The organism is Sphingopyxis chilensis, assembly GCF_035930445.1.
In the GTDB taxonomy this organism is placed as follows: Bacteria; Pseudomonadota; Alphaproteobacteria; order Sphingomonadales; family Sphingomonadaceae; genus Sphingopyxis; species Sphingopyxis chilensis.
In genome coordinates this window covers 1374001-1385761 of the sequence record NZ_CP142394.1, presented here as the reverse complement: position 1 = coordinate 1385761, position 11761 = coordinate 1374001, and the positions used below count along the sequence as shown (strand labels likewise).

At 57.1% G+C, this 11761-nt stretch carries 7 protein-coding genes; all 7 read left to right on the top strand.

Annotated elements, in window-relative coordinates:
• Positions 1-93: 93 nt before the first annotated feature.
• The 7 genes from VSX79_RS06175 to VSX79_RS06145 all read left to right on the top strand — a co-directional run bounded on the left by VSX79_RS06175 (position 94) and on the right by VSX79_RS06145 (position 11754).
• Positions 94-741: an RNA polymerase sigma factor gene (locus VSX79_RS06175; RefSeq protein ID WP_326914820.1), complete on the top strand. Its 648-nt coding sequence runs from the start codon at positions 94-96 to the stop codon at positions 739-741.
• Positions 742-1798: 1057 nt separating this feature from the next.
• On the top strand, positions 1799-4099 hold the full coding sequence (locus VSX79_RS06170) for an AAA family ATPase (protein WP_326914819.1): 2301 nt from the start codon (positions 1799-1801) through the stop codon (positions 4097-4099).
• Positions 4100-4278: 179 nt separating this feature from the next.
• Positions 4279-4686 (top strand): hypothetical protein, encoded by a 408-nt coding sequence (locus VSX79_RS06165; protein ID WP_326914818.1) that lies wholly within the window; start codon positions 4279-4281, stop codon positions 4684-4686.
• A 452-nt stretch (positions 4687-5138) separates the two neighbouring features.
• Positions 5139-6344, top strand: a complete 1206-nt coding sequence (locus VSX79_RS06160) for an ABC-three component system protein (protein ID WP_326914817.1) — start codon at positions 5139-5141, stop codon at positions 6342-6344.
• 1 nt (position 6345) lies between these two features.
• On the top strand, positions 6346-6855 hold the full coding sequence (locus VSX79_RS06155; RefSeq protein WP_326914816.1) for a three component ABC system middle component: 510 nt from the start codon (positions 6346-6348) through the stop codon (positions 6853-6855).
• Positions 6852-8792, top strand: a complete 1941-nt coding sequence (locus VSX79_RS06150; RefSeq protein ID WP_326914815.1) for a DUF3732 domain-containing protein — start codon at positions 6852-6854, stop codon at positions 8790-8792. Before VSX79_RS06155 ends, VSX79_RS06150 begins: the two co-directional genes overlap by 4 nt.
• A 376-nt stretch (positions 8793-9168) precedes the next feature.
• Entirely contained in the window at positions 9169-11754 is a 2586-nt protein-coding gene (locus VSX79_RS06145) for a DEAD/DEAH box helicase (protein WP_326914814.1), read from the top strand.
• The last annotated feature ends 7 nt before the right edge of the window (positions 11755-11761 follow it).

Genomic DNA, 11761 nt, shown 5'->3' with positions numbered 1-11761 from the left:
GGCTCTTCAAATATTTTTGCGGATACATCTGCCGTTCATCGAACGGGCCATAGCCCGAATACATCAGTTCCCTCGGAAAATGGCGGGTTGCCGGTGTCCTTTCAGCAATCCCTGACTCCCACCGCCGATCTCTCGGTTTTCGCCGGACAGGATCGAGGTATCGAGCCGGCGGCGGCGGTGGCGCCCGACGATGCGCTGATGGCGCGCATCGGCGGCGGTGATGTCGATGCCTTCGCCGAACTCGTCGAACAGTATAGCGGTCGCCTCTATCGCGTCGCCTATCGCCTGCTGTACGACGCGCAGGAAGCGGAGGACGCGGTGCAGGACTGCTTCACCCGCCTGTGGCAGAATGCGCCGCAGTGGCAACCTCGCGGCGGCGGACTGCTGACCTGGCTACAGCGCGTCACGGTCAATCTTTGTCTCGACCGGCTTCGCCGTTTCCGGATCGTCCCGGACAGCGACATGCCGGACGTCGAGGATCCATCGCCAAGCCCCGAACGCCAGCTCGCGATCCGCGGGCTCGAACATGTGATCGAGACGGCGCTCGGCGCGCTTCCGCATCGGCATCGCGCGGCGCTTGTGCTATGCTATTTGGAAGGCCTGTCGAACCTGCTTGCGGCCGAGATGCTCGGCCTTCATCTGAAGGCCATGGAGTCGCTCCTGTTCCGGGCGCGGCGTAGTTTGAGGGAAGAGCTGGAAAAGATGGGCGTGGCGGCCGAGGATCTGGAGCTTCTGGCATGAGCGCCCCCGACGCCCGCAAGGACGAACTCGCGGCGCGCGCATTGTCGTGCCTTGGCGAACCGCCGGTCCCCGAAGGACTCGCCGCCCGTATCACGGCGCGCGCGACGGCGGCGCCGCAAATTGCGGACGTCTCGCCTGATAGCGCACCCTCCCCCGCCCCCGTGCCCCTTTCCTTCGCCCCGCCGGTGCGAGCGACCGGTCCCGCACGCTCGCACCCGGTTCGGCGGCGCCATGTCATCGCGGCATCGATCGCCGCCGCGTTACTTCTTTCGGTCGGCGTCTATGCCGGTCTCCGCGACCGGCCCGGCAAGTCTCCTGCATTCGCAAACGACGTGCCGACGCAGACCGTCCCGCAATCCGACCCGCGTGCACCGTCCCGGCTGGCAGATGCGGCGCCCCCCGCCGGGGCACCGGAAGCTGCGCCGACGCGCCGCGAAAAGGCACCACCCGCGCAGCGCTTTGCGACAGTTCCCGCACCGGTCGATCCGCCAGTCGAGCTTGCAGAGGAAGCGCCCCCCGCAGCCACGCCCGCCACCGGCGGCGAAGCCCGCCCTCAGGAAGGCAGGCTCGCGCAAACCGGCCCAGACAATATATCGAATAGCGGCTTGCGGCCCGTCTATGGCCCTCCCGCCCCGACCGGTCTCGGCATTGCGGGCGGGCCAGCTGGCGGTATTTCATTGCCGGGCGAGCCGCCAAGCGGAGGGGCGCGTGGCACCGGCGGCAACGGCCCGCCGCCGAGCGGGCCGCCATCCGGAATGCCAGGCCCCGGAGGCCCCCACGGGCCGCGAATGTAGCACGACCTTTTAAATCAAAACTGGCCGTTCTCAGACGGTCTCCTTTTGGACGAACATCACGAAAAGCCGACATTCGCCAAAGCCGAAATCTCGATGGGCTTAGATCGCTTCAACCTGTGTCCCTGCGTATGGCCGCCCGCATAAATCGGAATATTAGAGTCTGCGTAACTTATCGTACCAATGACGCATCACTTTGAGACAAGTTGTCGAGATCATAACTCACCCTTTGACTTGTCTGATACGCACCTTCATTCCTGCGGCCGATGTATCAAAAAATAGTCATCCGAAACGTTGGCGTTTTGAAAGCATTCGATGCCGGAGCATCTCCACCGCTCTCGGAACTTTCTCTGTTCTACGCTCGCAACGGCCGTGGAAAATCCACGCTGACAGCCGTCATGCGCGCAGCGCGGGATGGGTGTTCGACAACCGTTATGGCGCGTCGCTCGCTCGGCAACAATGCAGCCGATCCCGAGATAGTGCTTGTCTCGAGTGGAGGAAGTCAGAGCTTCAAAAACGGGCGCTGGGCGCATCAGCGCGCAACGATCGAAGTGTTCGATTCAACGTTCATAGCCGATAATATCTTCGCTGGAGAAATGACCGAACTCGACCACGACCGCGGGCTCTTCTCGGTCATCATAGGCGAGGATGGCGTCCGGCTCGCCAATCTCCTCCGCCGCTTTAACGGCCATGCAAAAAATGCCGCGACGCGGCTGAAGGATGCGGAGACTGCCCTACAGGACGACCTTCCGACTGATATCAACCAAGTCGAATTTTTCGCGCTAGCGCCAAATCCAGCTTATGCCCAGCGGCTCGACAAGGCGGAAAAAACGCTAAAGGCTGTACAGCAGTCCGACAAACTGGCCTTGCTAGCGAGCCTCGACAAGATCGCGTTGCCGGCGCTCCCGTCCGACCTTCACAAAATAATGGCAGCGACGGTGCCTACCATCGATGCCGCCGCCCGTGCGCGGCTTGCCGAGCATTTTCGTCATTTTAAGCTGGGAAAGAATGGCGAGGCGTGGGTCAATTTTGGCCTTGAACATATCGAGGACGACGCATGCCCCTTCTGCGGCCGCGAGAATGCCGACGAACTTGGGTTCGTGACGCTCTACGGACAAATTTTCGGGGAAGAATATAAGAACCACATGACCAGGATCAGCGAGGCCATGGACGTTCTCGACGATGCGACGGGGGATGAAGCGCGCTCGGCGATAATCGCGAGCATCGCGCAAAATGCAGAACTTGCGAAGAAATGGGGGCAGTATATCCGCGTCGATGCAGACCTGCCGGGACTGGCGACGCTGGCTGCCGACCTTGGCGAAGCGCACGCGAACGCCAAGGCCCTGCTCGAGCGAAAGCGAAGCTCGCCCCTAGAGATAATCGAGGATCTCGACGCGGTGGCCGCGCTGGGCGGCGCGATGCTACGCGCCGAGACCGCGCTCGAGGGTTACAATGTCATCGTCGACGCGATCAATTTGGCTTCGAAAGGCGCGACAGCCGCAGCGACAATGAGCGTGGACGCCGCCCGGCAGTCGGTGATCAATGCCCGGCGCCGCATAGCAAGGACGCAGGATCCGGGCGTCCAACGCCGGGTAGACGCCTATTTAGCGGCCAAGCGAAGCGATGAGCGCGCCAAAAAAGCGCGAACCAAGACACAAGCGGCCTTGAAGGCCGCAAACGAGGCCGCTGCCGACCACTATCATCTACGGGTCAACCATTATCTCGGACAGTTTGGGGTTGGGGCTCGCATCACGCGTCCAACGAACAGCATGGCCGGAAATGCCGGACAAGCCGATTATGCCTTGCTGATAAGGGGAGAGCAGATTGTTCGCGGCCGAGGGCGTGTAGCCGACGCGATGCCGAGCTTTCGCAACACACTTTCTACCGGCGACAAGACGACCCTGGCGCTCGCATTCTTTCTCGCCAAGCTCGACCATGACGGCAACCTCGCGAGCAAAGTGGTCGTTTTCGACGATCCGCTTTCCAGTCATGACAGCCATCGCCGCGGCAAGACCGTCGAGGCGATCAAGCAGCTTTGCGGAAGGTGCCTTCAACTCATCGTCCTTTCCCATGACGAATATTTCCTGCGCGACGTTGAGAAGCGTTGCGCCGGCACGTCCACCGCGACCTACCAGATCGACTATAGCGACGGTGATCAATGGTCCGACGCGAAACACGTCCGCCTGTCAGACCTCTGCGCCTCGGACCATACGCGCCGGATAGAGAAACTCGCATCCTATTCGGACCATAGCACAGGCGACCCCGACGACGTCGTCCTCCACGTTCGCCAGGTCCTCGAAACGCATTTTCGGCGGTCCTACACCGCCTATTTCCCGCACAACCGAAACCTCGGCAAAATTGTTCGAGATATTGATAGTTACATTGGAGCCCACCCGCTCGCGGGCGCTGTTAGGGACAAGCTCGATTTTCTGAACGCTTCGACCTGCGACAATCATCATGGGGATGACGCAGAGGTGACGCCGAAAAAGGGTGTCGATAGCGATGAACTGAAGATAATCGTGACTGAGGCTTTGGAGTTGATTGGCGCCCGAAGACCGCCGGAATAACCGGCTGTCGCGGTTCAGGGCGCCCCCGCTCATGGCCGCTAGCGGTCCTTCGACTTTCGGATGCGAATTGGCGAAAGCCGACGGGATGGAGTATCTGGGAAGCTGATCCGACGGCGGGACGGACAATCGGATGGGATTCGACAGTGCCCATCGCAGTGGACCAAAACCTGGAGCGAGCAATGGTAGATATCGTCGCTGCAATTCAAACGTCGATTGAAGTCGTCAAAAAGCTCCGTGAACTTTCGAAGAAAGTCGACAACGCGGAGTTTAAAATGTTGCTTGCTGACTTATCCAGCGAACTTGGCGATGCGAAGCTGGAGGCTGCAAGCCTAAAAGTGGATTTGGCTGACTTGCGATCGAAAAATTTGGAGTTGATCGAAAAACTAGAGGCACGACAATTAGGGAAGCCAAGCTTGGTTGAAGGCGTGTATGCTTTCTCGGATGATCCTGACGGGCGCTTTTGTACGAACTGCTTTGATACCAGGCACCAGCGCGTTCGAGTGGCTCAACAACATCCGCCGTTCGACGTGTTTGGGAAATGGAACTGCCCATCATGCAAAGCGCACTTTGGGCAAAGCCGAGTATAGCTCAAGAGGAAGTATTGAATGGACACGATATACTTGTATGAGATGAGCGGCGGGCAAGCCTTTGGCTATTTCTCGGGTAAATACCTCTATTCAATGGATGGGAAATGCACCCACTATAGGTCAGGAGCTGATCAACGCTATCTATACAAGATGGATGGCGGAGACTGCGAGTTTTATCAGAGTGGAAGATATTTCTACGAGATGGATGGCGGAAATTGTCGATGGTATACGACCGAGCAGGCCTAAATCTCAGGGTCTTCAGCTTGAGGCTACACGTCCAATCCCCAATTGAAGGCTATCAGATTGCGATCGGTCAATATTCGAACGTGCCCTAAGAAATTCGGACGTTCTGTTCGGAGCGGCAATCCTATATTGCACCAAAGTCACTGGTACACCGATACGGGAGGTTTGCCTCCGCACGGAACTATGCCAGAGTGAAGGCCGAGGGGCGAATGACAGCGAAGAACAACTTCGGGGCGGGGCCCTCGGCAGCAGGTTATTTATATCAGGCGCGCATGGCGCTTGCCCTGTCGCTGCCCTATGTAAATAAGGACAGCAACGTCGAAGTCTCCCTTGAACGGCTCGACGACGTGGCGTTCGAGTTGGATGGCGCGCCGCTCGAACTTCTTCAAACAAAGCACCACATCAACCGCGTAGCCAACCTGACAGATTCCAGTCCTGATCTTTGGAAAACTCTGCGCGTTTGGGCCGAAGCGGTCGAGAACGACCCGTCTATTCCTGCAAGGACACGCCTGGCACTGATCACAACGGCCGAGGTTCCTGAAGGCTCGGCCGCGGGCATGCTATTACCGTCGTCTGCCTACGGCGCTGGAAAAAAGCGTGACCCGAAGTCAGCAGCAACCCTCTTGACGGAAATAGCAAACGCCTCTGCCAACAAAGAGCTTAAAGCAGCCTTTGCAGCCTTCCTGAATCTCATCCCCGAGATGCGTGCCTCGTTGCTCAGCGCGGTCGAAGTGCTTGGGCGGCAGCAAAAGCTGAGCGATCTAGGGGCCGAGATCGAGGAGCATCTCAGGCTGTTCGCGCCGAAAGGAAAGGCAGCACAGGCGAGAGAGATGCTGGAGGGCTGGTGGTGGCCCCGGATATGTTCGGCACTCGTTTGCGACCCCCCCGGGGCAGTTGCGATCGGAGAGATTGAAGCGAAGCTCGACGATATCCGCGAGATGCTGAAACGCGAAAGTCTCGCGATCGATTTCGAGCACGCCGACCCGTCCGATGAAGAGACAGCATCCTACGATGGCTTCCGATTCATCCAGCAGCTCAAAGCAGTCGGCGCGACCGAAGCGAGAATGCATTGGGCTAAGCGCGACTATTATCGCGCCTATGCGCAGCGATCCAAATGGACACGCGAGCATGCTGTGTTCGACGGGGAAATCGCCCGCTTCGAATCGCGTCTCATCGAAGAATGGGAACCTCGATTCGGCGTCATGTGTGACAGCAACGCCAAGGCCCCTTCCGACTGCGCCACGCTGCGAGAGGCAGGACAGACGCTCTATCATTGGGTCGAAACCGACGCGCGATTTCCGTTCCGCACAGCTACTCACCGTTTTCTGAACGTGGGGTCTTACCATATTCTGGCTGATGACGTCCGCGTCGGCTGGCACCGCGATTTTGCTACGCTATTTGGTAAAAAGGACTGACATGGCGACTGCGTGGCAAATTGATTGGGAACACCGCCCACCGGAAGAGGCGGCCCTTTACAACCCCGCCTTCTGTGGCGAACTTCTTGCGCGATCCGTCAAAGCCTACTGCGGCTCAATCGACAGGTGCTTTCCGCTGCCCTTAGCTTTTGTCATTCTGCCGCTGGCATTGCCACCGGGCACGCGGCGGGCACTACCCGGAAAGTCAAACACGACCTTCGAAACATGGGCAGCACAACATGAGGTGCTTCTGAGCGAAATACCTTCCACTGTCTTAGCCCTCAGGCCGGTTACTCGTGAGGCACTTCTGTTCCTGACACAACATAAGGCATTGGCTATTTCCCCGAGAGGATTGGCTCTCGGAGAGACACCACTTCGTCTGAGCTCGAAACGTACGTCGACGTCGACTGAAGTTGAAGAGATGCAAAGAACCGCCCGCCTGCTGGGCCGTTGGTTCGCTAACCAAGCGAATCCCAATTCCATCCTCCTCGCAATGGGAGTCCAACCATGACCTTACAGCTTCGTGCGATTGCTATCTATTCGCACACGGGCGAACGACGGGAAGTCGAGTTCGAGCTTGGGCGTCTGAACATCGTCACGGGCGCTTCCAAGACTGGCAAATCGGCCCTTCTGGATATAGTCGACTTTTGTTGGGGTCGTGACGAATGCACAGTGGCCGAGGGTGAAATCCGACGCTCGGTTAAATGGTTTGCCGTTCTGTTCGACAATGACGGCGAAGGCATATTCATCGCCCGGCACAATCCGGGTCCTGGCGGCCGCGGGGCGGACCATATATATTTCGAGCGAAACATCGACGAGTTGCCGGCATCGGCGTCGCATTTTCTACAGAACGTTACCGCAGTTGCGCTACGATCGCACCTCTCGCAGATTTTGGGGATCGCCGAAAACCTGTATGTACCGGAACCCGGTGCAACCCGCGTGCCACTCTCCGCGTCAGCGAGCCAGGCAATATTTTTCAGTCTCCAGGCCCAAGACGAAATTGCCAATCGCCGGCTGCTTTTTCATCGGCAAGGCGAGCAGCATATACCCGTCGCAATCAAGGACACGCTGCCTTACTTTCTCGGCGCCATGGAAGAAGACTATTATCTCAAGCAACGTCGGTACAATGAAGCCCGAGCGCGATTGAGAAGGCTTGAAAAGGATCTCAACGAATTACGCGCCCTTACAACGAATGCGACGACCGCGACCGAGGCGCTCCTGCAAGGTGCCAAAAAGGTTGGATTGGTCGAAGCAGACGTTTTCCCTGAGACAACGGAAGAGCTGAGAGGTGTCTTGCGGGGTGCCTCAGCACCGCGCGAATTTCATTATGCGAAAACCGATGATGCCGCCTCCGATCTGGCCGATTTAGAGGATCGCCGGCGCCTGATCCGAGGTCAATTGATGGAGTTGCGAGAGGAACATGCGCAATTCGTTCGACTTGATCGTGAAGCGACCGATTTTACGGTGGAGGCCCGGGCACAAGAAGCTCGGCTGGCTTCTATCGGCTTAATCGCCTCCGAGGCTGAAGGACATGAGTCCTGTCCTTTGTGCGAAAGCAAGCTGGCGGTTGCAGTCCCCTCCGTGTCGCAGATTCGGGAATCGCTTCGTCACGTCGGTCAGCAGCTTACAACGGTCAGCCGGGATCGTCCCCGTCTCCAGGAACATATTGCTTCGCTTGAAGTACAACGCGCCGAACTCGAGGAACAGCAACGGACCGTGCAGCGGGACATAGCCACCCGGATAGCGGACAATGAGCGTCTTCGGATCGAGCAGGATCTATTTACAGAGCAGGCGCGCGTTGCTGGCCGCATCGGTTACTATCTGGAGAATGTGCAAGCCATTCAGGAAGACAATGGCCTGCGTCTTGCGGTAGCGCGCGGGCGTGCAGAGGTCGCCGAACTCGAAAAGGCGCTCGACCCCGAAGCTCTCAATGAGCGCATCGCTACCGCCCTTAGCCTCGTTGGCCGCGATCTTACCGCTTATGCGCAAGCACTGCAGCTGGAGCATGGTGATAACCCGCTCCGTCTCGATCGGAAGAACTTGACCGTGGTCGCGGACACCGATGAAGGGGCGCTGGCCCTTTCCCAAATCGGCAGCGGTGAAAACTGGGTCGGCTACCATGTTGCGGCCCATCTCGCCCTGCATCGCCTGTTCCGAGCACGCAAACGTCCAGTTCCGGCGCTGCTGATGCTCGATCAGCCATCCCAAGCTCACTATCCGCCTGATAGGGATGCAGGCGTTATCAGTGCAGACGAAGATGAGGATCAAGCAGCCGTCGCACGCCTTTATCGCGAGCTCTACAACTATTGCGAAGCACTTGGAGGAGCGATGCAAATTATCGTTGCCGATCACGTCGAGTTGCTTGAGCCTTGGTTCACGGATGCGACCGCGCAGCGGTGGCGAGACGGTATCAAGCTGGTTCCGATGAGTTGGCTCCGCGGCGAATAGAAGGCCGAAAACCATGCAGTACGATTGACCGAGCATCGCTGGTCAAGTCCAGAAAAACGGCCAGCCCCGAAAAGCTGCGACAGGAAACAATGCAGAAGGCGTCCCATCTACGACTCCGAGCGGTTGATAGCGAGACGAGGTGCCCGCGCCCCCGCGACCGTCTCTCGGCTCCGTCTCCGCATCGAGAGAGTTGGAAGCAGAAGTGGCATCCACGCTTGTCGAGGTCGCGGGCCGTCCAAGTTTAAGGCCATGCAATTCATTTGTGAAAGCCTTGTTTCTGGCTTCCGACTTTTGGCAAAATGGCCATAATCTCAACACACTCTAACGATTGAGTGCAAAACGAAAATAAAACGATCGGCAAAGTTCAGACACCATCATGGCATTCAAAACAGACATCTTCGCAACTACGGCCGCTTCTGACCCGGCTGCGCATTTTAAGACGCTCACGAAGCGACAATTCCCCGATGTCATGCCGCATCAGAAGGTCATACTCGAACAGTATGCGGCGCAGTTAGAGGGTAAGAGTGACGTCGCTCTGCAACTTCCGACAGGAAGCGGCAAAACCCTCGTCGGCTTGCTCATTGCGGATTGGCGCCGGATCAAGCTGGGCAATCGAGCCGTCTATCTTTGTCCGACTAAGCAACTTGTACGGCAAACCGTCTCGCAAGCGCGTTCACAATACGGCATTGATGTCGTCGATCTCTCAGGAGCCAAGGACAGTTTCGATCCTGCTGATCGCACGGCATATTTGACCGGTGCGCAGGTTGCGATCAGCACCTATTCGGGCTTGTTCAACAGCAATCCATTTTTTCAAAATCCAGATCTGATCATAATTGATGATGCCCACGCTGCGGAAAACTACATCGCAAAAATGTGGTCGCTTGAAATCAGCGCCAATACTCCACTGCATACCGCTTTGGCCGAGTTTTTTCGGCCTCATATAACACCTCAAGAATATGCGCGTTTAACCGGAGACTGGCAGGGACCGGATGACGCGTCGTGGGTCGAAAAAATTCCGACGCCGAAACTAGACGGCTTCGCTCAAAATTTGGCCGAAGTGATTGACGCGCACGTCAGTTATTCTGTCCCGGAGTTGTATTTCCCTTGGTCGCTTATTCGCACCCACCTCCAAGCATGCAACGTTTATCTCGGCTCACGAGAAATTCTCATCCGCCCACTTATTCCGCCAACGATATCGCACGCCTCCTTCACGGGAGCGCAGCAGCGTATCTATATGTCAGCGACGCTCGGCGCTGGTGGCGACCTAGAGCGGTTGATGGGTCGAACAAATATAGATCGTTTGCCGGCGCCTGTTGGTTTTCAAAGTTCCGGCGTTGGGCGCCGCTTCTTTGTTTTCCCAAGTTTATCACTGACGGGTGATGAAACAGATGCTTTGCGAAACGATATGCAAAAGCGCGCGGGCCGGTCAGTGGTGCTCACTCCGTCCACGCCAAGCGCTAGTGCCCATACGGCGAATGCTGCCTCGAATCTCCCTGGTTTCCAAATTTTCAACAAGGATCATATCGAAGCTGACAAAGCGCCTTTCGTCCAAACCGCGCTGGCTGTTGCCATTTTGGCAAACCGCTATGATGGGATCGACTTTCCTGGCGATGAATGCCGGTTGCTGTGCCTTGATGGATTGCCAAGAGCAATGAATTCTCAAGAGCAGTTCATCATGTCAAAAATGGGGGCAGCCGCACTATACAACGAGCGCATACAAACTCGCGTCCTTCAGGCAGCTGGCCGGTGCACGCGCGCATTACAGGATCGGTCGGCGGTATTTGTTACCGGCACAGAACTTGTGGATTTTCTAGCGGACAGCAGGAAATGGGCGTATTTCCATCCCGAGCTTCAAGCTGAACTTGCTTTCGGCGTGAACCAATCAACAAATGTGACGGCGACCGACATCCTCGACAACTTCGACATGTTTATGCAGAACAATGTTGGTTGGGCTGGGGCGGATCAACAGATACGCAATGGCAGTTTCCAACTCAGTCAATCTGCGTTTCCGGCGATGGACGAGCTAGCAGCTGTAGTCAGACACGAGGTGGGATTTCAAAACGCGCTGTGGAATGGAGACTTCGCAACTGCTCTGACAGAGGCGCGCACCGTTTTAGCCCATCTAAAACACCCTGATTTGCGAGGGTATCGCGCTCTATGGCATTATCTTGCAGGTTCGGCAGCTCACCGACTGTCAACAGTCGCAGGCGATCCTCAGGCACAAGCTGCTCAGGAACAGTTTGGACAGGCCAAAAATGCGGCTCCAGCCGTGTCATGGCTGAACAATCTGTCGAGAACATCGGGAGTTTCAGAAACAGCCGAGGCTGTCCAAATTAGTGCTGAAACAATACGTCAGGTCGAGTTGATCGAAAAACAGTTTCTCGCGATGGGAACGGTAAACAACAGTAAGTTCGAGAAGAAGGTATCGGAGATATTAGCTGGCTTAGCGCAGTCCAACACTTTTGAATCTGCCCACGTTGATCTTGGCACTCTACTCGGATTTACAGCCGGCAATGACAACAGTGATGCCGCGCCCGACCCTTGGTGGCTCGGCGAAAAGCTCGGAGTAGTTTTTGAGGACCATGCCGATGGTCAGGACACGACCATCTTTGGAGCCACCAAGGCTCGGCAGGCAGCGAGTCATCCGAAGTGGATTAAGGCCAACGTCGCCGGCACAGAAGCGATGGACCTGGTGCCCATACTTGTGACTCCCTGCGTTCAGGCAAAAAAAGGAGCGGCCCCACAACTGGATGGGGTGCGTCTTTGGTCACTCACCGATTTTGTGACTTGGACGAACAAAGCGATACCCGTACTTCGGACGCTCAAGGGTGTATTTCCCGGTGAGGGTGATCTGGCGTGGCGCGCGGAGGCTCAACAACAGTTGGAAGCCGAAGGATTGACATTAGAGGCACTCAAAAAAACACTGCCGATGGCGACACAAGTGATGAAAATCGTGGACTAATCTCCAC

What these genes read in the sequence shown, in the direction of transcription:
- VSX79_RS06155 (WP_326914816.1), top strand. Translation starts at nt 6,346, where the DNA reads ATGGCGACTGCGTGGCAAATTGATTGGGAACACCGCCCACCGGAAGAG.
- VSX79_RS06150 (WP_326914815.1), top strand. Translation starts at nt 6,852, where the DNA reads ATGACCTTACAGCTTCGTGCGATTGCTATCTATTCGCACACGGGCGAA.
- VSX79_RS06145 (WP_326914814.1), top strand. Translation starts at nt 9,169, where the DNA reads ATGGCATTCAAAACAGACATCTTCGCAACTACGGCCGCTTCTGACCCG.
- VSX79_RS06170 (WP_326914819.1), top strand. Translation starts at nt 1,799, where the DNA reads ATGTATCAAAAAATAGTCATCCGAAACGTTGGCGTTTTGAAAGCATTC.
- VSX79_RS06165 (WP_326914818.1), top strand. Translation starts at nt 4,279, where the DNA reads ATGGTAGATATCGTCGCTGCAATTCAAACGTCGATTGAAGTCGTCAAA.
- VSX79_RS06160 (WP_326914817.1), top strand. Translation starts at nt 5,139, where the DNA reads ATGACAGCGAAGAACAACTTCGGGGCGGGGCCCTCGGCAGCAGGTTAT.